Origin of the sequence: Pseudolysinimonas sp. (assembly GCF_051954455.1) — a bacterium.
GTDB lineage: Bacteria > Actinomycetota > Actinomycetes > Actinomycetales > Microbacteriaceae > Pseudolysinimonas.
On sequence record NZ_JBQCHS010000025.1, the window covers coordinates 75,910 to 101,505 of the forward strand.

The following is a 25,596-nucleotide window of genomic DNA, read 5'->3' on the forward strand; positions in this document are numbered from 1 at the left end:
CGCCCGCTCGAGTGAGTTCATCGGTCCCACCTCCTTCCGCCGTTCACGAACGGCTTGAACCTAGCGCAGCGCGGCCCACACGGCCACCGCGGCGGCGGCGCTCCAGGCCTGCGGGCGGCAGGCGGCCGGGTAGGGGACCGGCGTCGGCGCATCGCTCGCCGCGTCGCCGCCGTAGAGCTCGGGCATCCGGTAGTCGAAGGCGACGGCCGCGCGGAGAAGCCCCTCGGAGAGCTGAGCGGCCTCCGCCGCGAACCCGTCGGCGGCGAGGCCCGAGACGGCGATCGCGGTGTCGTGGGTCCAGACGCTGCCGCCGTGATAGCTGAGCGGCCAATAGCCGGCGCTGTCGGTCGACAGGGTGCGGAGACCGTAGCCGGAGGCGAGCTCGGGCGAGACCAGGTGGCGGGCGACGAGCGCGGACTCCTCGGCGTCGAGCAGCCCGGTGCCGAGCAGGTGGCCGATGTTGCTCGTGACGGTGTCGACCGGGCGCTTCCGGGCGTCGAGCGCGATCGCCGGGTAGGCGCCGGCCGGGTCGTCGATCCAGAACGTCGCCCGGAACCGCTCGCGCAGCGCCGCCGCCCAGGACCTCCACGGTGCGCCCTCGTCGGGTGCGCCGAACGCCTCGAGCAGCTCCGCGCCGTCCAGGGCGGCCCGGTGCGCGTACGCCTGCACCTCGCACAGCGCGATCGGACCCTCGGCGAGCGTGCCGTCGCGCCACTGGACCGAGTCGCCGGAGTCCTTCCAGCCCTGGTTCGCGAGGCCGCGCCCGGTCGTGTCGACGTACTCGAGCAGGCCGTCCCCGTCGCTGTCTCCGCTGTCGCGCATCCAGCCGAGCGCGGCGCGGAGGTTCGGCAGCATGGCCTCGACCTCGGCGGCGGGCATCCCGGCGCGCCAGGCGTCGGCGAGCAGCGAGATCCAGAGCGGGGTCGCGTCGATCGTGCCGTAGTAGCGCGGCGGCAGGTGGAGTCCGCCGTCGGGCAGCACGAGGTCGCCCCGCCGCAGCTCGTGCAGGATCTTGCCGGGCTGCTCGGCGGAGTCCGGGTCGTCGCGCGTGCCCTGCAGGGCCGCGAGCACCCGGAGCGTGCCGGCAGCGAGCCCCGTGTCGAGCGGCAGCAGCATCCGCGCCGTCCAGATCGCGTCGCGGCCGAAGAGGGTGAAGAACCACGGGGCCCCGGCCGCGGCGAAGACGTCGCCGGGTCGCTCGACCGTCTCGAGGCGGAGCCCCTCCAGGTCGCCGAGCGCGCGCTCGAGCCAGCGGACGAGCCGGTCGTCGGTCGGGGTGTCGGCGGGGCGGGGGAGTCGCGCGGGCTCCGGCGCGCGGACCACGGCCGCGGGGTCGGCCGCGGTCAGCGCGAACGCGACGCCGGCCGTTCCGTGCGGCTCGACGCGCAGGTCCCACTTCAGCCGGAGGCCGCCGCCGTCGGCTGCGAGGATCCGCGCGCCGGGCGCCTGCAGCTCCGCGGTCAGGGCGTCGTCGCCCCAGCGGGCGCCGCCGTCGGTGATCGTCACCGCGGGCGCCGCGTCGCCGCGTCCCTCCTTGACGGACGCCATGTCGGTGAGGTCGGCGGCGAGCTCCACCGTCACCGTGACGTCGAGGGCCGCGGCGAGCCGGGAGGTCAGCGTGAACGCGTGCGTCACGCCATCGGCGGTCGCGCTGCGGGTCAGCTCCCCGCGGACGTCCGGGTCGGCACCCGGCGCGTCGAGCCCGCGATGCAGCGACACGACGCGCACCCGGGCGACGTCGAGCGACTGGGTCGCGATGTGCTCGCCGGCCTCGCCGTCGACGAGCAGCCGCAGGCCGCGCGCGATCCGCACGTCGCCGACGTAGACGCCGTGCACGCCCTCGGTCATGGTCCCGTCCGCCGCCGACCAGGCCTGCGCGGGCGCCTGAATGGTGACGACCGCGTCGTGCAGGAGGGGTTGCCGTTGCGCGCTCATCCTGGGCCTCGTGTTCACCTCGGGTCCGGCGGCTCCGATTGACACCCCCGCGACGGGAGGTAACATACCGAACAACTTTTGATCGTTCAAACGGGTGCATCGCCGCCCCGCATTGGATCGATCGAACCGAGCGAGGAGGCTGCGATGACGGAGGCGCGTGCGCCACAGCTGCCCACCGTCGACGACGTCGCGACGCGCGCGGGGGTCTCGCGCCAGACCGTCTCCAACGTGCTCAACTCGCCCGAGATCGTGCGCCCCGAGACGCGTGAGCGGGTCCAGGCGGCGATCGACGTGCTCGGCTACCGGCCGCACGCGTCCGCACGCCGGCTGCGCACCCGGCAGAGCTCGACGATCGGCGTGCGCCTGGATCCGGTGACCGGCAACGGCGTCTCCGGCTCGGTGTTCGACCGCTTCCTCCACGCCCTCGTCGAGCACGCCGACGCCCGCGGCATGCGCGTCACCCTCTTCACCGCCCGCGACGACGAGGACGAGCTGCAGCACTACATGCGGCTGCGCGACGGGGCCGACATCGACGGCGTCGTGCTGACCGGCACCCGCTACGACGACCCGCGGACCGCGGGGCTCGCCGCCGAGGGCATCCCCTTCGTGGCCTTCGGCCGCCCCTGGGGCGCCGAGCCGCTCGACGACCCGGCCCGGCTCTGGGTCGACGTCGACGGGCGCGCCGGCGTCCAGGCCGCGACCGAGCACCTCGTCGGCCGTGGCCTCCGCCGCATCGGCTGGCTGGGCTGGCCGGCCGGGTCCGGCACGGGCGACGACCGCCGCCGCGGGTGGGAGGCGGCGATGACGGCCGCGTTCGGGCACGGGGCCGCCGAGCTGCGCGCGCTCACGACCGAGGCCGAGGACCGCGTGCCCGAGGCGCGCATCGCGATCGAGCGCCTGCTCGCCGCCGGCACCGACCTGGAGGCGCTCGTGTGCGCGAGCGACTCGCTCGGCCTCGGCGCCATGATGGCGGTCCGCGAGGCCGGCCTCCCGCACTTCCCCGTGATCGGGTTCGACAACACCCCCGTCGCCAAGGCCGTCGGCCTCTCGAGCGTCGACCAGCGGCTCGACGAGGTCGCGCGCGCGACGCTCGCGCTGCTGATGGGGGAGCAGGGGACCCGGGTGCTGCCGCACGGCGGCGCCGACCGGCATCCCCGCCTGATCACCCCGCAGCTCATCGTCCGCCGGTCGAGTCACCTGGCGCCCGTCGAGGAGGAGGCCGGAGGCACCACATCCGGCGATCACATCAACGGAAAGGAAACACAGGAATGAAACTCGCACGTGCAGGAGCGGTGCTCGTCGCCGCGACCGCCGCGGTGGCGCTCACCGCGTGCGGATCCGGGTTCAACTCGGGCGGCGGCGCGCAGGACTCGAAGAAGCCCCTCACGGTCCTCATCGGCTCCTCGGGTCCCGCCGAGACCGCCGCGGTGAAGAAGGAGGTCGCCGACTGGTCGAAGACGTCCGGGGTGAAGGCGACCGTGCAGGCCGCGTCGAACCTCAACCAGCAGCTCGCGCAGGGCTTCAGCTCGGGCAAGCCGGCCGACGTGTTCTACCTGTCGACCGACGCCCTCGCCGGGTACGCCTCCAACGGCTCGCTGTACGCCTACGGCGACAAGCTCGACAACCGGAGCGACTTCTACCCGAGCCTCGTGAAGTCCTTCACCTACGACGGCAAGCTGCAGTGCGCGCCGAAGGACTTCTCGACCCTCCAGCTCATCATCAACACCGACGCGTGGTCGAAGGCCGGGCTCACCGACGCCGACGTCCCGACGACGTGGGATCAGCTCTCCGCGGTCGCGAAGAAGCTCACGACCGGCAGCCAGACCGGCCTCGTGATCAGCGGCGAGTACGCGCGCATCGGCGCCTTCATGACGGAGGCCGGCGGCAACCTCATGAACGACGACTCGACGAAGGCCACCGCCGACTCCGACGCCAACCTGAAGGCCCTGCAGTACGTGCAGGACAACCTGAAGGCCGGCGACTTCAAGTTCGCGGCCGACGTCGGCGCGGGCTGGGGCGGCGAGGCGTTCGGCAAGCAGCTGAGCGCCATGACGATCGAGGGCAACTGGATCAGCGGCTCGCAGCAGAACGACTACCCGGACGTGAAGTACAAGGTCGTCCCGCTGCCCAAGGGCCCGGCCGGAGCCGGCACCCTGCAGTTCACGAACTGCTGGGGCATCGCCGCGGACTCCAAGAACAAGGACGGCGCGGTCGACCTGGTCAAGGCGCTCACGAGCAAGAGCGACCAGCTCGCATTCGCGAAGGCGTTCGGCGTGATGCCGTCGATCCAGTCCGCGGCGGCGGAGTGGAAGAAGGAGTTCCCGGACTACGCGCCGTTCCTCGACGCCGCCTCGTACGCCCAGGGCGTGTCGACGGCGAAGGGCGCGGCCGACGTGGTCGCCGACTTCAACTCGCAGGTGGCGAAGCTCGCGACCGCGGATCCGAAGGCGATCCTCACCTCCACCCAGAAGAACCTCGAAGCGCTGACGAAGTAGGGAGCCATGATGACGAGGACGGGACGCGGCATCGCCCGCGGGCAGGTCGCTGCGGGCTGGCTGTTCACCGCGCCCGCCCTCGTCGTCCTGGGGCTGTTCCTGCTGGTGCCGATCATCATGGCGGCGTGGGTCAGCGTCTCCGACTGGACGGGGCGCGGCAGCCCCTTCTCGTCCGGCGTGCACTTCGTCGGGGCCGCCAACTACGGCCAGGTGCTGGCGGGCGGCGGCCTCGCCGAGAGGGACTTCGGCACCGCCATGAAGAACAACTTCTGGTACGTGATCCTCGTCGTGCCGCTGCAGACGATCGTCGCGCTCTTCCTCGCCGTGATGGTCAACCGGCGGCTCCTGCGGGGGCGCGGGTTCTTCCGCACCGCGTACTACTTCCCGTCGGTGACGAGCTCGGTCGCGATCACGGTGCTCTGGCTGTTCCTGTTCACCCAGAGCGGCGCGGTCAACGCGGTGCTCGCCTGGTTCGGGGCGAAGGGCCCCAACTGGTTCAACGATGCCGACAGCATCTTCCATTTCGGCGCCCAGACCGGGCCCGCGTTCCTCACCCAGCCGACCATCCTCGGCGTGAGCCTCTGGGACTGGCTCGGGGGGCCGAGCGTCGCGATGTCGGCCTTCGTGCTCCTCGCGGTCTTCACCACCGGCGGCACCTTCATGCTGCTCTTCCTCGCCGCGCTCCAGAACCTCTCCGACGACGTCGAGGAGGCCGCGATGGTCGACGGCGCGAACTCGGTGCAGCGCTTCTTCCGGGTCACCCTGCCGCAGCTCCGGCCGACGCTCTTCACCGTCATCACTCTCGGGCTGATCGGCTGCTGGCAGGTCTTCGACCAGATCTACACCGGCACGAAGGGCGGCCCGTCGAAGACCACGCTGACCCCGGCGTACCTCTCCTACACCGCGGCCTTCGGCGACCAGGAGTGGGGGCAGGCGGCGGCGATCGCCTTCATCCTCTTCGCGATCATCATCGTGTTCACCCTCATCCAGCGCTGGGCGCTGGCGGAGCGCGCGGTGTCGAAGCGGCGGATGCGGTGGATCACGGACCCGCCGAAGGGCGGCGCACGATGACCATGGGCAGTGCGACCGGGATCGCGGAAGGCGCCGGCCTCCTCGCGGACGGCACGGCCCCGCGGCGCCCGCCGCGGACCCGCGAGCACTGGACGCCCGGCCGGGTGGTCGGCCAATCGGTCGTCTACGTCGTGCTCGTCGTCATCGCGGTGCTGTACATCTTCCCGTTCCTCATCGAGATCGCGACGTCGTTCAAGACGGAGCCGGACGCGGCCGCCAACCCGCTGTCGCTGATCCCGCAGACCTGGACGACGGCGGCCTACCGGACGCTGTTCCTGAACTCCGACTTCCCGCTCTGGTTCGCGAACTCGGCGATCGTGACGCTGTTCGTCACCGTCGGCCGGGTGTTCTTCGACTCGCTGGCCGGCTACGCGCTCGCGCGGCTGCGCTTCCGCGGTCGCAACGTCGTCTTCGCGGGGCTCGTCGCGGTCATGGCGGTGCCGAACATCGTGCTGCTGATCCCCAAGTTCCTGGTGATCAACCAGCTCGGCATCTTCGACAGCTACGCCGGCATGATCCTGCCGCTGCTCGTCGACGCGGCTGGCGTCTTCATCATGAAGAACTTCTTCGAGTCCATCCCGGCCGCGGTCGAGGAGCAGGCGCGCATCGACGGGGCGGGCACCTTCCGGCTGTTCTGGTCGATCGTGCTGCCGATGGCGCGTCCGGCGCTCATCACGATCATCATCCTGAGCTTCCAGGGGTCGTGGAACGAGCTCGCGCACTTCATCGTCGCGACGAGCGACCCGTCGCTCACGACGCTCACGAAGGGCGTCGCGCAGCTCGCGAGCGGACAGCTGAGCCAGGGCACCCAGTACCCCCTGAAGCTCGCCGCCGGGGCGATCATGACCATCCCGGTCGCGATCGTGTTCTTCATCTTCCAGCGCCGCATCGTCAACCAGAGCGCCGGCGCCGTGAAGGAGTAGCCCACCCGCCCCGCGGTTGCGATTAATCGCACCCGCGGTGAGATCCCCGGGCGCGGACGCAGCCGGGGTTCGTCTGGACCGGCGTCGTCGACGACGATGGGGGCCGGTTGGTCGGCGTCGTGGTCTGGGACTCCGAGGACGATGCCCGCGCCGCCGCTCCCGCTCTGATGGCGGAGGTGGGGGGCGACCCGTCCCCCACCTGGGAGGCGTCGTCCATCGAGGGGTTCCGAGGACCGGTGCGCTAGGGGCGGGTCAGGCGAGGGCGCGGACCACGAGGTCGGCGACGACGACCGCCGCGACGCCGACGACGAGGTTCGCGAGCACGTTGACGAGGGCCAGGGGCCAGCGCCGCGACATCGCCAGCTGGATCGTCTCCGTGCTCCAGGTGCTGAAGGTCGTGAGCCCGCCGGCGAGCCCGCCCAGCACGATCAGGCGCACGTCCGGCCCGATCGCCCCCGCGTCCACGAGGCCGAGCACCGTGCCGCCGATCGCGCATCCGACCGCGTTGACGGCGAAGACCGCCCAGGGCAGCCGGGACCGCGACCGCCCCGCGAGGTGCGTCGCACCGTAGCGCAGCAGCGCGCCGACCGCCCCGGCGGCGAGGGTGAGGAGCACGACGATCACTGGTCGGGCTCCATCGGCTCGGGTCGTCGGCCGGCGCGCAGGCCGACGAACGCTGCGACGAGGCCCGCGCCGACCGACACGAGCAGGTACAGCACCGCGAGGCCGCCGAGCCCCGCCCGGGTGAGCGTCACGAGCGAGACCGCGAAGGCGGAGAACGTCGTGAACGACCCGAGGAGCCCGGCGCCGAGCCCGGCGCGCAGCCAGGCCGGCGCGATCGGCCAGAGCCGCGCGATCAGGAGGCCGAGCACGAACGACCCCACCACGTTGATGAGGAGCGTCGACCACGGGAACTGCGTGTCGTCGTGCGGGATCAGGGCGTCGAGCCCGATCCGGAGCCCGGTGCCGACGATCCCGCCGAGCACGACCGCGAGAAGCGGCATCAGCTCTTCTTCGAGGCGGTGCCGGCTGTCGGCTTGCTCGACGTCTTCTGCGACGCCGGGCCGGCGTCCGCACGCACGGCCGCATCCTGGGTCGCCTTCTTCGCCGCCGCCTGCCGCTTGGCGGCGGCCCCGCGGGCGGCGGGGGTCTTCGCCGGCGGCATCGGCGTGCGCATCACCGGCCGCACGGGCTCGCCGCGGCGGTCCTGACCGGGCAGCGGCCGCGAGCGGCGGCCGTAGAGCAGGTCGGAGGAGTCGAGCAGCCACGGCACGAGGGCGAGCACGACACCGTGCACGAGCATGAGCTTGTGCCGGATGCGGCGGGCGGCGTGGTTGTGGAGGAGCGTCTCCCACCAGTGCCCGACGATGTACTGCGGCGTGTAAACCGTGACCACCTCGGAGCCGTTCTCGGCACGCCGGTGCTTGATGTACTTGATGAGCGGCAGGCTGATGTCGCGGTAGGGCGAGTCGAGGATGCGCAGCGGCACCTGGATGTTGTGCGCCTCCCAGTCGCGCTCCAGCTGCTCGCTCGCCGCGTCGTCGATGGAGACGTGAACGGCCTCGATGGAGTCGTGGCGGGCCGCGATCGCGTAGTCGAGCGCCTTGAGCACCGGTTTCTGCATCCGACCGACGAGCACGATCGCGTGGTCGCCCGAGGCGCCGAAGGTGGTGGTGGCGTCGGGCTCGACCTCCCGGCTGACATCGCGGTAGTAGCGGTTCACGCCGAGCATGAGGAGGAACAGGATCGGCATGATCGCGAAGACGATCCACGCACCCTGCGTGAACTTGGTGATCGTGACGACCACGAGCACCGAGAAGCTCATGATCGCGCCGAACGTGTTGATGACGAGGTAGGTGCGGGTCTGGCCGCGCTTGTCGGTGCCCTCGCGCAGCTGCCGCAGCCAGTGCCGCACCATGCCGGTCTGGCCGAGGGTGAACGAGACGAAGACGCCGATGATGTAGAGCTGGATCAGCGCGGTGACGTTCGCCTGGAAGATCACCTCGATGATCCCGGCCGCGAGACCGAGCGCGATGACGCCGTTCGAGAAGATCAGCCGGTCGCCGCGGGTGGCGAGCGCCTTGGGCGCGTAACGGTCGGTGGCGAGGACGGAGCCGAGCAGCGGGAATCCGTTGAACGCCGTGTTGGCCGCGAGCAGCAGCACGAGCGCCGTCGCGGCCTGGATGACGTAGAAGAAGAGCGCCGTCGGTGCGGCGCCGAGGTCGTCGCCGAACGTCGCCGACGAGACCTGTGCGATGAGGCTCCGCTGCGGCTCCGCTCCCGGTCCGCAGACGAAGCCGACGAGCTCCTTGCACGGGTTCTCCGCATAGTGCACCTGCGTGATGAGCCCGACCGCGATCAGGCCGATGAAGAGGGAGATCGCGGTCGTCCCCATGATCACGAGCGTGCGCTGCGCGTTCTGGATCTTCGGCCGGCGGAACGCCTGCACGCCGTTGGAGATCGCCTCGACACCGGTCAGGGCGGAGCACCCGGTCGAGAAAGCGCGCAGCAACAGGAGCACGAATCCGGCCTGCGCGATGTTCTGCGTCGAGTGGACGGCGTAGTGCGCGCTCTCGGCGACGGGGGCGTCGCCGAAGACGGTGCGGACGAGCGCCGTGACGACGAGCACCACGATGCTCGCGATGAAGAGGTAGGTGGGCAGCGCGAACGCCTTGCTCGATTCGCGCACGCCGCGGAGGTTCACGGCCGCGAGGATCACGATGCAGCCGACCGCGAGCTCCACCCGGAAGGTGTTGAGCACGGGGAACGCCGAGATGATGTTGTCGACGCCCGACGCGACCGACACCGCGACGGTCATGATGTAGTCGACGAGCAGGCCCGCCGCGACGACGAGCCCCGCCTTCTCGCCGAGGTTCTTGCTCGCCACCTCGTAGTCGCCGCCGCCCGACGGGTACGCCTTGATGAGGAGGCGGTAGGAGAGGACGACGACGAGCAGCAGGACGACGACGACCGCCGCCACCCACGGCGTGAACGCGAGGAACGCGAGCCCGCCGCCGAGGAGGACGAGCATCATCTCCTGCGGCGCGTAGGCGACCGACGAGAGCGCGTCGCTCGAGAAGATCGGGAGCGCGAGGTGCTTGGGCAGCAGCTGCCCCTCGAGCCGGTCGGACGGCAGGGGCTCGCCGATGAGCCACCGCTTGGCGGTGCGCTCGGGCTTGTCCTCCGCGGTCGCCGCGTCGGCCGGCCCCTCCTCTGTCACGAGGGGTGAGCGTACTCCGTGTCGCGGGCGGCCGCGGCGCGTTCGGGCAGTCCGATGCCGCCGTTCAGCCGCGGTTCCGGAGCGCCGCCGTCACCTGCTTCCGCAGCTCGCGGAGACCCGATCGGAGCAGGTCGACCGTCGCGGCGTCGAGCCGGCCCTCGGCCGCGGCGGGCCGCAGCTCCGTCCGCAGCTCGGCGCGGAACTCGGCGAGGAGCGACTCGGCGTCGTGCAGCTGGGCGCGTGACCGCATCCGGTCGTCGTCGACGTGCGTGACACGACCGCTCGTCGCCGCCTCGCCGCGCGCCTCCCGGGCGGCCGCCGCGAGGTCGGCGCGGAGGGAGCGCATCGCGTCGTCGACGGAGGACCGCACCTCGTCGGCCAGCCGGCGCACGGAGTCGGTCAGCTCCGCCTCGATGCCGCCCAGTTCGTCCTCGCGCCCGGCGAGCTCGGCGCGCCCCGCCTCGGTGATCGCGTACACCGTCTTGCGGCCCTCGGCTGTCTTGGTGACGAGGCCCTCCTCCTCCAGCTTCGCGAGCCGGGGGTAGATCGTGCCCGCGCTCGGCACGTAGGTCCCGCCGAAGCGGTCGGCGAGCGCCTGGATGACCTCGTAGCCGTGCATCGACCGCTCGGCGAGCAGGCTCAGCAGGTACAGCCGCAGGTGCCCGTGGGCGAAGACCGCCGGACTCATGCGGAGGCGGGGGAGTGCGCCGCGCCCGCGACGTGCAGCACGCTCACGTTGCCGCTGACGGTGTTGGCGCGGAAGTCGGTCCAGCGCTGCTCGAGCGTGCCGTACTTCGCGGCGTAGCGTCCGCGGATGCTCGTGATCTGCGCGTCGTCGAGCTGGAGACGCCCGCTCACGGTGTTGATCGTGTAGGAGGTCGCGGTGGTCGGCTCGAGGCGCGCGGTCACGTCGCCGCTGACCGTGTTGACCTTCACCCCGTCGGGCACGCCGGTCAGGTCGAGCATGATCTCGCCGCTCACCCCGTCGGCGCTGAACCCGAGCACCTCGCCCGACACCGTGATCGCCCCGCTGACGGTGTGGGCGTTCACCTTGCCGTAGTGATTGCGGACCGTCAGCTCGCCGCTCACGGCGTTGAGCTGCAGGTCGCCGGACACCCCGTCGACGGTGACGTCACCGCTCACGGTGCTGAGGGACGCGTCCTCGCGGAGTCCGCTGATGAGCGCGGTCGCGCTCACGACCCCGAGCTTCAGCGCGACCTCCCGCGGGACCGCGATGCTCACATCCGCGCTCGCGGTGCCGTTGAAGGAGCGGAACGCCTCGATCCAGTTGTCCCACCGGATCTGGGGGTGGTCGATCTCGAGCGTGTCGCCCGCGACGCTGACCTTGAGGTCGCGCCCGCGGACCGAGTGCACCTCGACCCGGGTGCCGGGCTCGTCGTGCGCGATGATGTCGACCTGCCCGCGGATGAGGCTCACCTTGAGCCGGCGGATCCCTTCGACGTCGATGGTCTTCGGCCCGTCCAGGAGCCACTTGTCCTCGGCCACGATGGCCCCCTTTCTCGCGATATATCGCGTGTTGGAAGTCACGATATATCGCGACTGCGTGGGGCGCAAGGGCCGGACGTCCCGCGACTCACAGCCGGGCTGGAGCATCGTGGAAATCCCAGGTGAAGATTTGATTCCACCGGGCATGGAATCGGCACTCGACGTCTCGCATGAGACCGGCCTCATCCGCCCGACGTAGCGTCGAATGCCCGAAAGCGAGGGGATCCATCGGTATGAGACGTGTCGCTGCGGCCGTCGCGGCGCTCGTCGTCGTGCTCTCCCTCGCGGGATGTGCGGCCGGCGACGGGTACTCCGCCGCGACCGCGAGCACCCTGCAGCACGGCGTCCTCGACGTGGCGACCAGTGCCACCGGCAAGGACTACGCCGGTGCACTCGATCGGCTCGACGCGCTGGAGAAGGCGAACGATGCGGCCGCGAAGGCCGGGCGGATCACCGCCCAGCGGCACGACGCGATCGCGGCCTCCGTCTCCGCCGTGCGCGCCGACCTCGAACGGCTGAAGGCCGCGGCCGAGCAGGCCGCCCTGCAGGCGCAGATCGACCAGCTCCAGCAGCAGCAGGAGGAGCAGCAACAACAGCACCAGGGCCCCGGCAAGGCGCCCGGTGGACCCGGCGGCAAGAAGAAGGACGGGGGACCGTGACCGCCGTCCACGAGCGCTCCGGCCCCGCCGGCGCGACCGGGTTCGTCGCCGGCCGCTACCGGATCGTCGACCGTCTCGGCGACGGGGGCATGGCGCGGGTCTACCGCGCGCACGACGAGACGCTCGGCCGCGACGTCGCGCTCAAGGTCTTCCGGCAGGAGCTCGCCTCCGCCGACGACCTCGCCCGGCAGCGGGCCGAGGTGCGGCTCCTTGCGCGACTCGCGCACCCCTCGCTCGTCACGCTGTTCGACGCCGTCGCCGACGCGGACGGTCGCGGAGTGCTCGTCATGGAGTACGTCCCGGGCTCCGACCTGCGGACCCGGCTGGCCGACGGCCCGCTGCCTGCGGCCGCGGTTGCGGCGCTCGGTGCGGACGTCGCGCGGGCCCTCGACTACATCCACGGGCGTGGGATCGTGCACCGCGACGTGGCGCCCGGCAACATCCTGCTGCCCGACGCGGACGGCTCGGCGGCGGCGGCGAAGCTGACCGACCTCGGCATCGCCCGCCTCGTCGACGACGCCAAGATCACGGCGACCGGCTCCGTCATCGGCACGGCGGGCTACATGAGCCCGGAGCAGGTACAGGGCGTCGCGGTGACGCCCACCACCGACGTGTACGCCCTCGGCCTCGTGCTGCTGGAGTGCCTGACCGGCCGGCGCGAGTTCCCGGGGAACGCCGTCGAGGCCGCCGCCGCTCGCCTGGCCCGCGACCCGGTCGTCCCGGAGACCGTGCCCGCGGCCTGGCGCGACCTGCTGACACGGATGACGGCGCGGGATCCGGGCGCTCGGCCGTCGGCGTCATCCGTCGCCGAGCGCCTCACCGCGCTGCTCGCCGAGGACACCGGCCGCGGGTCCGAGCAGCTGGAGCGGACCAAGGTGCTGCCGCGCGCGGACGCGGCGACGGAGGTGCTCGCGGCGCCGGCGTCGCGCTCCGCCCCACCGGCGAGCGCCCCGCCCCGGGCCGCGCGCTCCCCGCGTTCGCGAGCCCTCCGCCTGCCCCTCGTCGTCGCCCTCGGCGTCCTCGCCGCCATCGGCGTGACGGCGTTGCTGCTCGCCGTCGTGGGCATCCCGCATCCGGCGCCGGCTCAGCCCGACCCGGTGTCGAGCTACCCGGCGGTCGGCGGCACCCTCGGCGATCATCTGCGTCAGCTCGAGCACGACGTCGCCCGCTGAGCGGGACCGCCGCGGAGCGGATCGAGTAGCGCCGCAGGCGCGTATCGAGATCTCTCGGGCGAGGGTCCCGAACCGCGCCGCGCGCTACTCGACCCCCGGGGACGCTGCGCGCTACCCGACCCGCTCGTCGCGCTGCGATACCGCGCGGAGGTCGGCGTAGACCCGCTCGCCGTCGCGGTCACCCGACCGCGGGCGGAACGACGCGAGCCCGGCGGCGGGCCGCGGGCGCACGACCGGTGTCTCGGCCGCCCCGCCCGGCACCCGCAGCAGCGGCATCGCGACGTGCACGAGCGGTCCGACGAGGAGCACGAACGCGACCGTGCCGATGCCCACCTGCCCGCCGAGGATCGCGCCGACGACGAGCACCGATCCCTCGACGATCGTGCGGGCGACCCAGATGCTCCAGCCGAAGCGCTGCCGCAGGCCGGTCATGAGGCCGTCGCGCGGGCCCGGTCCCATCCGTGCGCCGATGTAGAGGCCGGTCGCGACGGCCAGGAGGAGCAGGCCGCCCGCGAACATCAGCCCCTGCAGCATCGGGGCGTGCTGCTGAGGGATGAGCCACAGTCCGAGCTGCGCGCTCGGCCCCACGAGGAGGACGTTGAGCACGGTGCCGATGCCGGGGCGCTGCCGCAGTGGGATCCAGACCAGCAGCACCAGCGCCCCGACGATGTTGGTCACGAAGCCGAACGGGATGCCCGTCCGGTTCGCGAGGCCCTGGGCGAGCACGTCCCAGGGCGAGAGCCCGATCCCGGCGCGGACCTCGAGCGAGATCGCGATGCCGTAGAGGAAGAGGCCGCCGAGCAGCTGCGCGATGCGGCGCGCGCGGATCGCGGGAGCGTCGCCCGCGGTCGGGATCGCGATCGGGAGGGAGAGAGCCACAGAGGAATCCAACTTCCGAATTGGACTGGTTCGCCATAGCCAATCCGCGTAGGGTGGCCTCATGGTCGCGCTCACCGCCCGAGGATTGGCCTCCGCTCTGGGATCGTGGCGCGTCGAGAGCGCGCCCGCCTACCTCGCCCTCGCCGACCGCGTGCGGCTGCTCGTGCTCGACGGGCGGCTCGCGCTCGGCACGCGCCTCCCCGCGGAGCGGGAGCTCGCCGCCCAGCTCGGCGTCAGTCGCACGACCGTGACCGCGGCGTACGCCCAGCTGCGCGAGGGCGGGTACCTCGAGAGCGTGCGCGGCTCCGGCAGCGCGGTCCGGCTCCCGAACCGCGTCGACGCGGAGGCCCCGCCGATCGAGACCGACCTCATCGACCTCAGCAAGGCGACGCTGCCCGCCGTGCCGCAGGTGGCCGACGCCGCGATGCGGGCCGCGGCCCTGCTGCCGTCGTTCCTGACCGACTCGGGCTTCGACACCGTCGGGCAGCGGGTGCTGCGGCAGGCGCTCGCCGATCGGTTCACGGCCCGCGGACTCCCGACCGACCCGGACGAGATCCTCGTCACCACCGGCGCGCAGTCCGCGATCGCCCTCATCGCCCGCACACTGCTCTCGCGCGGCGACCGGGTGCTGGTCGAGTCGCCCACCTACCCGCACGCGATGGAGGCCCTCCGTCAGGCGGGCGGCCGTCTGGTGCCGGTGCCGGTGACGACGGACGACGGATGGGACGAGGCCGGGCTCGAGCAGGCGCTCCAGCGCACGAGCCCCGCGCTCGCCTACCTGCAGCCCGACCAGCACAACCCGACCGGGCGGTCGATGGAACCGGGGCTCCGTGCGCGGCTCGTCGCGATGGCGGCTCGACAGGGGACGGTTCTCGTCGTCGACGAGACGATGGGCGAGCTCGGCTTCGATCTCGGTCCCGGCCGGCCGGTGACCCCGTTCGGCGTCCACGGCGACGTCGTCACGGTCGGCTCGGTGGGCAAGACACTCTGGGGAGGCCTGCGGATCGGCTGGATCCGCGCCGACCGCGAACTCATCCAACGGCTCGCCCGCGCCCGGTTCGGCAGCGACCTCGGCACGCCGATCCTCGAGCAGCTCATCGTGCGCGAGCTCCTGCCGGACTACGACCGGATCCTCGTCGAGCGCCGCGAGCTGCTGCGCGCGGGCCGGGATCACCTGCGAGGACTGCTCGCGGCGCGCATCCCCGACTGGCACGCGCCCGAGCCGGCGGGCGGTCTGACCCTCTGGGTGGAGCTCGGCGCGCCCGTCAGCTCGCAGGTCGCGCTCGCCGCCCGCAGCGAGGGGGTCGTCATCGCGGCGGGGCCCCGCTTCGGGATGGACGGCGTCTTCGAGCGCTTCCTGCGGATCCCGTTCAGCCATCCGGTCGCCGTGCTCGACGAGGCGGTCGACGGACTAGCGGCCGCGTGGGCGCGGGTGTCGCGGCATCCCGTCGACATCGGCATCGAGGATCTCGCGGCCGTCGTCTGAGTCATGCGGCCGCGCGGGCGAACCGGGCCGGCGTCACGCCGAGCGTGCGTGCGAAGTGCCGGGTCAGGTGCGCCTGATCGTAGAAGCCGACGGCCGCCGCGACCTCCGCCGGCGGTCGACCCCGCAGCAGCAGATGCCGGGCGAGGTCGACCCGGCGCCCGGTGAGGTAGCGGTGCGGCGGGATCCCGTAGGCGGCGGTGAACGCCCGCACGAGCCGCGTCGGCGAGGCACCCAGCTCGACTGCCGCGCTCGCGAGGGTCGGCGCGCCCGTGACCCGGTCGTCGAGGAGCGCGCGCAGCCGCGCCGCGAGCGGGTCGTCGCGCCGGTGGCGCGCGCGGCGTCCGGCCAGCTCGCGGAGCACGACCGAGCGGATCGCGAGCAGCTCGCTCTCGGCGCGCAGCCCGTCCCCGCCGCTCGCGAGGGCGCGGTGCATCCGCGACGCGGCGCCGGCGATCGCGGGATGCGCGACGAGCGGGGCGTCCACCACCCGGTCGACGAGGTCCCCGCCGAGCCACCCGGCGTCGAGGTAGGCCACGCGCTTGCGGAAGCCGTCGGTGCCCGCGGCGGCGCGGCCGTCGTGCGGCACCCCGGGCGGCAGGATCGTGAGCGTCGACGCGGGGGCGCGCAGCTCGCGCCCGTCGAGTCGGTAGGCGACCTCGCCGGCGTCGATGAGCAGCAGCGTCCACTCGGCGTGCGTGTGCAGCGGATAGGCGTGGCCGTGGAACTCGGCGTGCAGCACCTCCTGCACGCCCGGCACCCCGGGGCGCCAGGCCCGCACGCTGTCCCGCTCGGCCATGGTCGAAACGTACAAGACGGCCGCCGGCGACCGCCGGGAGCATGGCGCCATGGACCCCGTTCGCTTCGACACCAAGATCGCGATCCTGCTGCGCGACGACCTGGCCGCCTGGCAGGAGCTCAACGTCACCGCCTTCCTCGCGAGCGGCGTTGCGGCAGAATCCGGCATGACCGGCGAGCCGTACCGCGACGCGGACGGAACCGCCTACCTGCCGATGCTCCGCCAGCCCGTGCTCGTGTTCGCGGCCGACGCCGCGACGCTCGCTGCGGCGCGTGCGAAGGCGGTGGTACGGGGGCTCCGCGTCGCCGTCTACATCGAGGAGATCTTCGCGACCGGGCACGACGAGGCGAACCGGGCCGAGGTCGCCCGCTTCGGCGGCGACGACCTGAACCTCGTCGGGCTCGCTCTCCACGGGCCGAAGAACGTCGTCGACCGGATCACGAAGGCGGCGACGCTGCACTCCTGACTCCGGCGGCAATCGGCCGGCTTTCATCCGCCGGGAGTACGTTCGCCGCCGCCGCTCGCGAAGAATGGTGTGCGGACCTACCGAGGAGACCTCCCCGTGCACCTGCTGTCCGTTTTCAGCCTCCGCAACCGCGCCCTGATCGCCCTGCTGACGATCGTCGTCGCGGTCTTCGGCAGCATCTCGCTCACCCTGCTCAAGCAGGAGCTGTTCCCCTCGCTCTCGCTGCCGCAGATCACGGTCGTGTCGACCTACCCGGGTGCCAGCCCGCAGGTCGTCGAGAACGACGTGTCGACGCCGATCGAGGATGCGATCCAGGGGGTCGAGGGCCTCGACTCCACCCACTCCACCTCGAAGTCGGGGCAGTCGGTCGTCACGGCCGCGTTCGCCTACGGCACGAACCTCACGACCGCCGAGCAGAAGGTGCAGCTCGCCGTCGATCGGTTGGGGTCACGCCTGCCGGACGGGGTGACGCCGCAGGTGCTGTCGTTCAGCATCTCCGACTTCCCGGTCATCCAGCTCGCCGTCACCTCGGATCTCGACCCCGCCACGCTCGCGTCGCGGCTGCAGCAGTCGACGGTCACGAAGCTGCAGCAGCTCGACGGCGTCCGCCAGGCGAGCGTGCTCGGCGACCGCGGGCAGCGCATCACCATCACCCCCGACGCCGCGAAGCTCGCGCAGGCGGGGCTCACGACGCAGGCGATCGCGTCGGCGCTTCAGCAGAACGGGATCCTGCTCGCCTCGGGCGCGATCACGGAGGGCGACAAGACGCTCGACGTCCAGGCGGGGCAGCGCATCGGCTCCACCGACGATCTCGCCGCCCTGCCGCTCATCGGCGCGCGCGTCGCGCCGGGTGCCGCCGTGCCGACGATCGGCGACGTCGCGACGGTGCAGACGGTCGAGAACCCGGTCGCGGGCATCTCGCGGGTCAACGGCAAGGACTCGCTCACCGTCGCGGTCTCCAAGACCCCCGCGGGCAACACCGTCGACGTGTCGCGCGAGGTCAACGCGGCCCTGCCGCAGCTGGAGAAGGACCTCGGATCCGGCGCGAAGATCACGGTCGTCTTCGACCAGGCGCCCTACATCGAGCAGTCGATCAACTCGCTCGCCGAGGAGGGCGCGCTCGGCCTGCTGTTCGCGGTCGTCGTGATCCTGCTGTTCCTCCTCTCCTTCCGCTCGACGATCGTGACCGCGATCTCGATCCCGGTCTCGCTGCTCATCGCCTTCATCGTGATGTGGGGCGTCGGCTACACCCTCAACGTGCTGACGCTCGGCGCGATCACGATCGCCGTCGGGCGCGTGGTCGACGACTCCATCGTCGTCACCGAGAACATCAAGCGACATCTGTCGCTCGGCGAGGAGAAGCTCCCCGCCATCACCGCCGCGGTGCGCGAGGTCGCAGTCGCGGTCACGGCCTCGACCGTCACGACGGTCGCCGTGTTCCTGCCGATCGCCCTCGTCGGCGACATCACGGGGGAGCTGTTCCGCCCCTTCGCGCTCACCGTCACGATCGCACTGCTCGCCTCGCTCTTCGTCGCGCTCACGATCGTCCCGGTCCTCGCGTACTGGTTCCTGAAGGCCCGCCCGACCGGTCACAAGCACGACGCCGTCGCCGGTGCTGCGACCGACGAGGACGAGCTCGACCGGCCCACGGCGCTCCAGCGCGGGTACCTGCCGGTCATCCGGTGGACCACGCGCTTCCGCTGGCTGACCGTCCTCGTCGCCGTCGCGATCCTCGCCGGCTCCGCCGCGCTCGGCGTCCTCGGGCTGAAGACCAACTTCATCGGATCGAGCGGCCAGAACACGATCACCGTCACCGAGACCCTGCCGCCGGCGACGAGCCTCGAGGCGTCCGACACCGCCGCGAAGAAGGTCGAGAAGGCGATCCGCGCGGTCGACGGCGTGAAGATCGTGCAGACCTCCATCGGCTCCGGCGGGGGCGGAAGCTCGCTCGCGGCGGCATTCGGCGGAGGCGGCGGGGTCACGTTCTCGATCACGACCGACGCGAACAAGAACCAGGACACGATCCAGGCCGACGTGCGCGCCGCCGTCAAGAGGCTGAGCGGGGTCGGCGAGGTCGACCTGTCGAGCGGCAACGCCGGGTTCGGCGGCTCCGACATCGAGGTGGACATCGCCTCGTCGAGCGCCAAGGATCTGCAGTCGGCCGCCGACGACATCCTCGCGAAGGTGAAGAGGCTGTCGCAGACCGCGCAGGCGACGAGCGACCTCTCCGCGACGCAGCCCTACCTGGCGATCCAGGTGGACCGCGCCAAGGCCGCGCAGGCCGGGCTCAGCGAGGTCGCGGTGGGGCGGCTGGTGTCGCAGGCGATGCTGCCGACGTCCTCCGGCTCCGTCGAGCTCGACGACCGCACGCTCGACATCTACATCACCGACCCGGACGCCCCGACGACGGTCGATCAGCTGAAGGCGTTCCGGGTTCCGACGCCGACCGGCGCGGTGCCGCTCAGCGATCTCGCGACCGTGCAGCAGGTGAACGGGCCGCAGTCGATCAGCACGCAGCGGGGGCAGCGCACCGCGACCATCACGGTCACCCCGAAGAGCTCGGACCTCGGCACGGCGTCGGCGAACGTGCAGAAGGCGGTCGACGCGGTGAAGCTGCCGGCCGGCACCACCGCGACCCTCGGCGGCGCGACGAAGGACCAGGCCAACGCGTTCGGTCAGCTCGGGCTGGCGCTGCTCGCCGCGATCCTCATCGTCTACACGGTCATGGTGGCGACGTTCCGCAGCCTGCGGCAGCCGCTGCTGCTGCTCGTGTCGGTGCCGTTCGCCGCCACCGGCGCGATCGTCCTGCAGTACCTGTCCGGGATCCCGCTCGGCGCAGCGTCGCTCATCGGCGTGCTCATGCTCATCGGCATCGTCGTCACGAACGCGATCGTGCTCATCGACCTCGTCAACCAGTACCGGCGCAAGGGGATGAGCGTCGAGGACGCGGTCGTGCACGGTGCCGCCCGACGCCTCCGGCCGATCCTCATGACCGCGCTCGCGACGATCTTCGCCCTGCTGCCGATGGCGATCGGCCTGACCGGACACGGCGGGTTCATCTCGCAGCCGCTCGCGATCGTCGTGATCGGCGGGCTGGTGTCGTCGACGATCCTGACGCTCATCGTGCTGCCGGCGCTCTACGTGCTCGTCGAGGGCGCGCGCGAGCGCCGCTCGGCGCGTCGGGCGCCGCGGATCGAGTAGACGCGCAGCGGCGTATCGAGACCTCCCGTCACGCTACGGAGGTCTCGATACGCGCCTACGGCGCTACTCGACCCGCGCGGCCGGGCCGAGCGTGCGCCGGTAGAAGGCCGCGATCCGTGTCTTCAGGTCGTCGCTCATCGCCGCGATCGAGTGCGCGCGCCCCTGCACGACGACGAACGTCGTGTCGCCGCCGGCCCTCCGCAGTCGCGCCGCGAACGCCTCCGATTGCGCAATCGGGATCCTCGTCTCGTCGGTCGAGTGCGTGATGAAGAACGGCGGGTCGGTCGGATCGACCTGGAAGACCGGCGACGCCCGCCGCGCGTCCGGGCAGTCGCCCTCGGAGGTGCAGTGCAGGTAGGCCAGCTGGTCGGGCACGAAGTCGGGGTTGACGTCCCGGCCCGTGAGGTCGGCGGGGCCGGACATCTCGACGACGGCGGCGACGCGGGATCCGGTCGTCCAGCCGCCGCGGCCGGTCGTGCCGAGCAGGGACACGAGGTTGCCGCCGGCGGAGCCGCCGAAGGCGCCGACCCGGTCGGGGTCGAGATCCCAGCGCGTCACCTGCGCCGGCTCGCGGATCCACTCCACGGCGGCGCGGAGGTCGTCGAAGCCGGCGGGGAAGGGATGCTCAGGCGCGAAGCGGTAGTCGAGGTTGAAGACGACGTAGCCGGAGGAGGCGAGCCATTGGCAGATCGCGCGCCAGCCGAGGTCGGCCTTGTCGCCGCGCGCCCAGCTGCCGCCGTGCACCTCGACGATCGCGGCGAACAGACCGGGATCCTTCGCCCGGGCGGCGGTAGGCGGGGTGCAGACGTCGAGGGTCTGCGGGATGCCGGCATCGCTGCGGTACGCGACGTCGCGGGTGACGCGGACGTTCGGCAGCGTCGCCAGCGCGGGATCGTCGACCCGGGTGCGCGGCGTGACTCCCGCGTCGGGGGTGCCGCCGATCGCGCAGGCGCTCGGGGCGAGCACCGCGGCGAGGACGCCGATGGCCGCGAAGGTCATCGGTCCGGCGCGCAAGGGTCGGAGCATAATCGCGGATTCCCCCCGAATCCGTGTCGGATCCTGTAACGTGGCCAGGTCGGCTCTCGACCGCGTGGCTCTGCCGCGCTCTCTCCGCTTCACCTGTGTGGTCGTGCGGGCCGTCCATCCACGGCCCGACCATCGTTCGTTCGGGTTCTCCATCATGCGATCCGGAAGACGACGCACCATGCCCAAGAACACCCCTGCCCACAACTCCGCCAAGAAGCCGCGCTGGAGCTCCGAGAAGCGCGCCGCCCACGGCAAGCCGGCGGAGCGCCCCCGTGGCGGCGCCGCGGCGTCCGACCGCGGCTACTCGGATCGCGCCGGCCGCCCCGAGCGCTCCGGTCGCCCGGAGCGCGCCGCGCGCCCCCAGCGTGCCGAGGACGGTCGCCCCGTCTGGGAGCCCCGCGGCAAGGACGCGAAGTTCCGCCCGGAGCGCGCCCCCGAGGAGCGCCGTCGCTCGCGCGACGAGCGCCCGGCCCGCTCGTACGACGACCGGCCGCGTCGCTCCTGGGACGAGCGCCCGCCGCGCGAGGACCGTGCCGCGCGGGAGGACCGCCCGGCCCGCCGTTCCTACGATGAGCGTCCGGCGCGCTCCTACGACGACCGTCCCGCGCGCCGTTCCTTCGACGACCGTCCGGCTCGTGACGAGCGCCCGGCCCGTGACGACCGACCCGCTCGCCGCTCGTTCGACGAGCGCCCGGCCCGGCGTTCCTTCGACGACCGACCGGCCCGCCGCTCCTTCGACGACCGTCCGCGCCGCTCGTACGACGACCGACCGGCCCCGCGCCGCGACCGCGACGAGCGCCCGGCCGAGGCGAAGCCGTTCGTCGAGGACGTCGTCCTCGAGCGCCTGACCGCGCAGGCCGTCGAGGCCGGGGAGGTCTCGGGCCTCGGGTTCGGCGACCTCGGCCTCGGCCAGAACATCACGACCGCGCTCGAGAAGCTCGGCGCGGTCGCGCCGTTCCCCATCCAGGCCGCGACGATCCCGGACGTCCTCGCCGGCCGCGACGTGCTCGGCCGCGGGCGCACCGGCTCCGGCAAGACCATCGCCTTCGGCGCCCCGCTCGTCGAGCGCCTCCTGCAGATGCAGCGCGGCGACCAGAAGCGGCGCGAGTTCGGTCGCGCGCCGCGCGCCCTCATCCTGGCGCCGACCCGCGAGCTCGCCCTCCAGATCGACCGGACCGTGCAGCCCCTCGCGCAGAGCGTCGGCCTCTTCACCACGCAGATCTACGGCGGCGTGCCGTACGCCCGACAGCTCGGCGCGCTCCAGCGCGGCGTCGACATCGTGATCGGCACCCCCGGCCGTGTCGGCGTCCTGGCCGGGCAGGGCAAGCTCGACCTCTCGAAGACGGTCATCACCGTGCTCGACGAGGCCGACCACATGTGCGAGCTCGGGTTCGCGGAGCCGGTGCAGGAGATCCTCGACCGGACCGCGGTCGGCGGCCAGAAGCTGCTCTTCTCGGCCACGCTCGACAGCGGGGTTGCCGAGATCGTCGAGAAGTACCTCGTCGAGCCGGCCGTGTTCGAGGTCGCGGGCGAGGACCAGGCGAGCTCGACCATCGATCACCGCGTGCTGCTGCTCGACCAGCGCGACAAGCAGCAGGTGCTCGTGGAGCTGGCGTCCGGCCCCGGCAAGAAGCTCGTGTTCGCGCGCACCCGCGCGTTCGCAGAGCAGCTGGCCGACCTCCTCGACGACCACGGCATCCGCGCGGAGTCGATCCACGGCGACCTCACCCAGTCGCGCCGCACCCGGGCGCTCGAGAAGCTCACCAGCGGCCGCGTCGACGTTCTCGTCGCGACCGACGTCGCCGCCCGCGGTATCCACGTGGACGACATCGCGCTCGTCATCCAGGCCGACGCGCCCGACGAGTACAAGGCCTACCTGCACCGCTCCGGTCGCACCGGCCGCGCCGGCAAGGAGGGCACCGTCGTGACCCTCGTGCCGCGCAACCGCCGCCGCCGCACCGAGGACCTGCTCGCCCGTGCCGAGATCCAGGCCGAGTGGTCGCAGGTCGTGCCCGGCGACGCCCTCATCGCGGAGCTCGCGGGCAACTAGTGAGGATCCGCCGGTTCTCGGAGGGTGACACGGACGCCGTCGTCGCCCTCTGGGAGCGGTGCGGTCTCACGCGCCCCTGGAACGACCCGCGTCGCGACATCGAGCGGAAGCTCCGGGTGCAGCCGGAGCTCTTCCTGTGCGCGAGGGCAACGACGACGCGCTCGCCTTCTACGCGGCGCTCGGATACGGCCGCGACACCGCGATCCCGCTGGGCAAGCGTCTCGTCGCCGACTGGTCCCCACCCACCCCGTCGCCGCTCCCGACTCCCGACCCCGACTCCGGACGCCCCGTCGAATCGTGCGAAACCGCGCGTCGGATCCCCGGGAACCCGGGGTTCCCCACGATTCGCGGGGGTTGTGCCGGGGAGTAGATGCCGGACACAGAGATCCGGCCCCCTCGGGAGAGGAGGCCGGATCGGGCTGACGGACCGCGGAGCGCAAGACGCGGTGCATGGGTAACGAGCCACGACGACGCTAACCCGCCGCGATCCCCCCACGGGATCACGCTTTGGGGTGCCACCCGCAGGGGGGATACGTCCCGACGCGGCGTCGCCGGCGATGCGTAGCCTGGGAGCCATGCCCCCCGCCCCGTCCGCCGCTCCGGCCGCCGCGCTCGAGACCCTGCACCGGGTCTGGGGCTACGACGCGTTCCGCGGCGAGCAGGCAGCGATCGTCGACCGGGTCGTCGCTGGCGGCGACGCCCTCGTGCTCATGCCGACCGGCGGCGGCAAGTCGCTGTGCTACCAGATCCCCTCGATCGTCCGGCCGGGCACCGGCATCGTCGTGTCGCCGCTCATCGCGCTCATGCACGACCAGGTCTCGGCGCTCGCCGCGGTCGGCGTGCGGGCCGCGTTCCTCAACTCGACGCAGGACGCCGATCAGCGCCGCGGGGTCGAGCAGGCGCTGCTCGCCGGCGACCTCGACATGCTCTACCTCGCGCCCGAGCGGCTGTCGCTCGAGTCGACGCGTTCGCTCCTCGACCGGGTCGCGTCCGGGCCGGGCATCGCGCTGTTCGCGATCGACGAGGCGCACTGCGTCTCGCAGTGGGGGCACGACTTCCGCCCCGACTACCTCCAACTCTCGATGCTCCACGAGCGCTGGCCGCAGGTCCCGCGGGTCGCGCTGACCGCGACCGCCACCGCGCAGACGCGGCAGGAGATCGTGACCCGCCTGGAGCTGCAGGGCGCCCGGCAGTTCGTCGCCAGCTTCGACCGCCCCAACCTCCAGTACCGGATCGAGGCCAAGAACCAGCCGCTCGCGCAGCTCCTGCAGCTCATCCGCACCGAGCATCCGGGCGACGCGGGCATCGTGTACTGCCTCTCGCGCGCGAGCGTCGAGAAGACGGCCGAAGCCCTGGTCGCCGAGGGCATCGAGGCCCTGCCGTACCACGCGGGACTCGACGCGGCGACGCGATCCCGCAACCAGTCGCGCTTCCTGCGCGAGGACGGCATCGTCATGGTCGCGACGATCGCGTTCGGCATGGGCATCGACAAGCCGGACGTGCGCTTCGTCGCCCACCTCGACCTGCCGAAGAGCGTCGAGGGCTACTACCAAGAGACCGGGCGCGCCGGCCGCGACGGCCTCCCATCGACCGCCTGGCTGGCCTACGGACTGCAGGACGTGGTGCAGCAGCGCCGCATGATCGACGAGGGCGACGGCGACGCCGCGCACAAGCGCCGGCAATCGCAGCACCTCGACGCGATGCTCGCGCTCTGCGAGACCGTGCAGTGCCGTCGGCAGCAGTTGCTCGGCTACTTCGGCCAGGAGAGCGCGCCCTGCGGCAACTGCGACACCTGTCTCGCCCCGCCCGAGACGATCGACGGCACGGTCCCGGCGCAGAAGCTGCTCTCGACCGTGGTGCGGCTGAAGCGCGAGCGCAACCAGCGCTTCGGCGCCGGTCACCTCATCGACATCCTCCTCGGCAAGTCCACCGAGCGCGTCCGCCAGCACGGGCACGACGAACTGCGCACCTACGGCATCGGCACCGAGCTGTCGGAGCAGGAGTGGCGCGGGGTGGTGCGGCAGCTGCTCGCCCAGGGGCTCCTCGGCGTCGGCTCCGACGGATACGGCACCCTCGTCATCACCGACGCCTCGGCCGCGGTGCTGAGCGGCGAGCGCACCGTGCTCCTCCGCCGCGAGGCGCCGCGGGCGACCCGCGCGTCGAAGCAGCGCGCCGGCGCGGAGCTGCCGGAGGAGGCGCGGCCGCTGTTCGAGCGGCTTCGGGAGTGGCGTGCGGGCGTCGCGCGTGAGGCGGGCGTTCCTGCGTACATCGTCTTCGGCGATGCGACTCTCCGCGGCATCGCGCTCACGCGTCCGGGGAGCCTCGACGAGCTCGCCGCCATCAGCGGCGTGGGGGAGAAGAAGCTCGAGTCCTACGGCGAGGGCGTGCTCGCGGTCGTCGGCGAGGAGCAGCCGGCGGCCTGAGGTCTGCCGCGGAGGCCCGCGGGGCGACGAGGTCTCGATACGCCGCTGCGCGGTTACTCGACCCGCGGTTACTCGATCCGCGGCGACTCGACCCGCTCGACGGGCCGCGACCGCAGGGTCAGCGTCGCGATCAGGCCGAGCGCGAGCGCACCGGCCGCGGCGAACGACGCCGCCTTCGTCGCGTCGCTGAAGGCCTCCTTCGCCGCGGCCTCGGGGGGGGGGGGGGCGCGCGCCCCCCGCGCGGGCCGGGCGCGCCCCGCCGGGGCGCGCCGGCCCCCCGCCGCGGGC

General features: G+C 72.5%; 21 protein-coding genes. 11 read left to right on the forward strand and 10 right to left on the reverse strand.

Going from position 1 to position 25,596, the window contains the following annotated elements; genetic code table 11:
- Positions 1-60: 60 nt before the first annotated feature.
- Positions 61-1,935, reverse strand: a complete 1,875-nt coding sequence (locus ACTHM3_RS11965; RefSeq protein WP_440406331.1) for a glycogen debranching N-terminal domain-containing protein — start codon at positions 1,933-1,935, stop codon at positions 61-63.
- Between the two features lie 144 nt (positions 1,936-2,079).
- On the opposite strand from ACTHM3_RS11965, the gene ACTHM3_RS11970 reads away from it, so the two are divergent.
- The 4 genes from ACTHM3_RS11970 to ACTHM3_RS11985 are packed head-to-tail and all read left to right on the forward strand — an operon-like array spanning position 2,080 to position 6,424.
- Positions 2,080-3,207, forward strand: a complete 1,128-nt coding sequence (locus ACTHM3_RS11970; RefSeq protein ID WP_440406332.1) for a LacI family DNA-binding transcriptional regulator — start codon at positions 2,080-2,082, stop codon at positions 3,205-3,207.
- Positions 3,204-4,430: a sugar ABC transporter substrate-binding protein gene (locus tag ACTHM3_RS11975; protein WP_440406333.1), complete on the forward strand. Its 1,227-nt coding sequence runs from the start codon at positions 3,204-3,206 to the stop codon at positions 4,428-4,430. Before ACTHM3_RS11970 ends, ACTHM3_RS11975 begins: the two co-directional genes overlap by 4 nt.
- A gap of 6 nt (positions 4,431-4,436) precedes the next feature.
- Positions 4,437-5,501 carry a carbohydrate ABC transporter permease gene (locus ACTHM3_RS11980; RefSeq protein ID WP_440406334.1) on the forward strand — a complete coding sequence of 355 codons (1,065 nt, stop codon included), beginning with the start codon at positions 4,437-4,439 and terminating at the stop codon, positions 5,499-5,501.
- Between the two features lie 2 nt (positions 5,502-5,503).
- A complete protein-coding gene (locus ACTHM3_RS11985; protein ID WP_440406351.1) occupies positions 5,504-6,424 on the forward strand; it encodes a carbohydrate ABC transporter permease in 921 nt (306 codons plus the stop codon).
- A gap of 252 nt (positions 6,425-6,676) precedes the next feature.
- On the opposite strand, the gene ACTHM3_RS11990 is transcribed toward ACTHM3_RS11985, so the two are convergent.
- The 5 genes from ACTHM3_RS11990 to ACTHM3_RS12010 form a co-directional block, all read right to left on the reverse strand.
- Positions 6,677-7,048 (reverse strand): FluC/FEX family fluoride channel, encoded by a 372-nt coding sequence (locus ACTHM3_RS11990; protein WP_440406335.1) that lies wholly within the window; start codon positions 7,046-7,048, stop codon positions 6,677-6,679.
- Positions 7,045-7,428 (reverse strand): fluoride efflux transporter FluC, encoded by a 384-nt coding sequence (locus tag ACTHM3_RS11995; RefSeq protein ID WP_440406336.1) that lies wholly within the window; start codon positions 7,426-7,428, stop codon positions 7,045-7,047. Before ACTHM3_RS11995 ends, ACTHM3_RS11990 begins: the two co-directional genes overlap by 4 nt.
- Positions 7,428-9,644, reverse strand: a complete 2,217-nt coding sequence (locus tag ACTHM3_RS12000; protein WP_440406337.1) for an APC family permease — start codon at positions 9,642-9,644, stop codon at positions 7,428-7,430. Before ACTHM3_RS12000 ends, ACTHM3_RS11995 begins: the two co-directional genes overlap by 1 nt.
- 64 nt (positions 9,645-9,708) lie before the next feature.
- Positions 9,709-10,332: a PadR family transcriptional regulator gene (locus tag ACTHM3_RS12005; RefSeq protein ID WP_440406338.1), complete on the reverse strand. Its 624-nt coding sequence runs from the start codon at positions 10,330-10,332 to the stop codon at positions 9,709-9,711.
- Complete coding sequence (locus tag ACTHM3_RS12010) at positions 10,329-11,150, reverse strand: DUF4097 family beta strand repeat-containing protein (RefSeq protein WP_440406339.1); 822 nt, start codon at positions 11,148-11,150, stop codon at positions 10,329-10,331. The genes ACTHM3_RS12005 and ACTHM3_RS12010 overlap by 4 nt, the downstream gene beginning before the upstream one ends.
- Positions 11,151-11,383: 233 nt before the next feature.
- On the opposite strand from ACTHM3_RS12010, the gene ACTHM3_RS12015 reads away from it, so the two are divergent.
- Together ACTHM3_RS12015 and ACTHM3_RS12020 are read left to right on the forward strand one after the other, a co-directional pair.
- Positions 11,384-11,809 carry a hypothetical protein gene (locus ACTHM3_RS12015; RefSeq protein WP_440406340.1) on the forward strand — a complete coding sequence of 142 codons (426 nt, stop codon included), beginning with the start codon at positions 11,384-11,386 and terminating at the stop codon, positions 11,807-11,809.
- A complete protein-coding gene (locus ACTHM3_RS12020; RefSeq protein ID WP_440406341.1) occupies positions 11,806-12,981 on the forward strand; it encodes a serine/threonine-protein kinase in 1,176 nt (391 codons plus the stop codon). The genes ACTHM3_RS12015 and ACTHM3_RS12020 overlap by 4 nt, the downstream gene beginning before the upstream one ends.
- Before the next feature lie 111 nt (positions 12,982-13,092).
- Here ACTHM3_RS12020 and yczE read toward each other — a convergent pair whose 3' ends face one another.
- Positions 13,093-13,860, reverse strand: a complete 768-nt coding sequence (gene yczE, locus ACTHM3_RS12025; RefSeq protein ID WP_440406342.1) for a membrane protein YczE — start codon at positions 13,858-13,860, stop codon at positions 13,093-13,095.
- A gap of 61 nt (positions 13,861-13,921) precedes the next feature.
- Between yczE and yczR the strand changes: the two genes are divergently transcribed.
- Positions 13,922-15,346, forward strand: coding sequence for a MocR-like transcription factor YczR (yczR, locus tag ACTHM3_RS12030; RefSeq protein ID WP_440406343.1), 1,425 nt, complete (start codon positions 13,922-13,924; stop codon positions 15,344-15,346).
- 1 nt (position 15,347) lies between these two features.
- Here yczR and ACTHM3_RS12035 read toward each other — a convergent pair whose 3' ends face one another.
- Positions 15,348-16,142: an AraC family transcriptional regulator gene (locus ACTHM3_RS12035; protein WP_440406344.1), complete on the reverse strand. Its 795-nt coding sequence runs from the start codon at positions 16,140-16,142 to the stop codon at positions 15,348-15,350.
- Positions 16,143-16,191: 49 nt separating this feature from the next.
- On the opposite strand from ACTHM3_RS12035, the gene ACTHM3_RS12040 reads away from it, so the two are divergent.
- Both ACTHM3_RS12040 and ACTHM3_RS12045 read left to right on the forward strand, forming a co-directional pair.
- Positions 16,192-16,608 (forward strand): DUF2000 family protein, encoded by a 417-nt coding sequence (locus tag ACTHM3_RS12040; RefSeq protein ID WP_440406345.1) that lies wholly within the window; start codon positions 16,192-16,194, stop codon positions 16,606-16,608.
- A gap of 96 nt (positions 16,609-16,704) precedes the next feature.
- Entirely contained in the window at positions 16,705-19,809 is a 3,105-nt protein-coding gene (locus ACTHM3_RS12045; RefSeq protein ID WP_440406346.1) for an efflux RND transporter permease subunit, read from the forward strand.
- Between the two features lie 63 nt (positions 19,810-19,872).
- Here ACTHM3_RS12045 and ACTHM3_RS12050 read toward each other — a convergent pair whose 3' ends face one another.
- On the reverse strand, positions 19,873-20,823 hold the full coding sequence (locus tag ACTHM3_RS12050) for an alpha/beta hydrolase (protein ID WP_440406347.1): 951 nt from the start codon (positions 20,821-20,823) through the stop codon (positions 19,873-19,875).
- A gap of 190 nt (positions 20,824-21,013) precedes the next feature.
- Here ACTHM3_RS12050 and ACTHM3_RS12055 point away from each other — a divergent pair, with 190 nt between their 5' ends.
- Positions 21,014-22,885, forward strand: a complete 1,872-nt coding sequence (locus ACTHM3_RS12055) for a DEAD/DEAH box helicase (protein ID WP_440406348.1) — start codon at positions 21,014-21,016, stop codon at positions 22,883-22,885.
- 575 nt (positions 22,886-23,460) lie between these two features.
- On the forward strand, positions 23,461-25,308 hold the full coding sequence (recQ, locus tag ACTHM3_RS12060; protein ID WP_440406349.1) for a DNA helicase RecQ: 1,848 nt from the start codon (positions 23,461-23,463) through the stop codon (positions 25,306-25,308).
- A gap of 68 nt (positions 25,309-25,376) precedes the next feature.
- Here the strand turns inward: recQ and ACTHM3_RS12065 are convergent.
- On the reverse strand, positions 25,377-25,596 hold a 220-nt coding region (locus tag ACTHM3_RS12065), incomplete at its 5' end, for a hypothetical protein (RefSeq protein WP_440406350.1).

Excerpts from the sequence above, each read along its gene's own strand:
- yczR (WP_440406343.1), top strand. The coding sequence starts at position 13,922 with ATGGTCGCGCTCACCGCCCGAGGATTGGCCTCCGCTCTGGGATCGTGG.
- ACTHM3_RS11970 (WP_440406332.1), top strand. The coding sequence starts at position 2,080 with ATGACGGAGGCGCGTGCGCCACAGCTGCCCACCGTCGACGACGTCGCG.
- ACTHM3_RS11985 (WP_440406351.1), top strand. The coding sequence starts at position 5,504 with ATGGGCAGTGCGACCGGGATCGCGGAAGGCGCCGGCCTCCTCGCGGAC.
- ACTHM3_RS11965 (WP_440406331.1), bottom strand. The coding sequence starts at position 1,935 with ATGAGCGCGCAACGGCAACCCCTCCTGCACGACGCGGTCGTCACCATT.
- ACTHM3_RS12055 (WP_440406348.1), top strand. The coding sequence starts at position 21,014 with ATGCCCAAGAACACCCCTGCCCACAACTCCGCCAAGAAGCCGCGCTGG.
- recQ (WP_440406349.1), top strand. The coding sequence starts at position 23,461 with ATGCCCCCCGCCCCGTCCGCCGCTCCGGCCGCCGCGCTCGAGACCCTG.
- ACTHM3_RS11975 (WP_440406333.1), top strand. The coding sequence starts at position 3,204 with ATGAAACTCGCACGTGCAGGAGCGGTGCTCGTCGCCGCGACCGCCGCG.
- ACTHM3_RS12040 (WP_440406345.1), top strand. The coding sequence starts at position 16,192 with ATGGACCCCGTTCGCTTCGACACCAAGATCGCGATCCTGCTGCGCGAC.
- ACTHM3_RS12015 (WP_440406340.1), top strand. The coding sequence starts at position 11,384 with ATGAGACGTGTCGCTGCGGCCGTCGCGGCGCTCGTCGTCGTGCTCTCC.
- ACTHM3_RS12005 (WP_440406338.1), bottom strand. The coding sequence starts at position 10,332 with ATGAGTCCGGCGGTCTTCGCCCACGGGCACCTGCGGCTGTACCTGCTG.
- ACTHM3_RS11980 (WP_440406334.1), top strand. The coding sequence starts at position 4,437 with ATGATGACGAGGACGGGACGCGGCATCGCCCGCGGGCAGGTCGCTGCG.
- ACTHM3_RS11995 (WP_440406336.1), bottom strand. The coding sequence starts at position 7,428 with ATGCCGCTTCTCGCGGTCGTGCTCGGCGGGATCGTCGGCACCGGGCTC.
- ACTHM3_RS12035 (WP_440406344.1), bottom strand. The coding sequence starts at position 16,142 with ATGGCCGAGCGGGACAGCGTGCGGGCCTGGCGCCCCGGGGTGCCGGGC.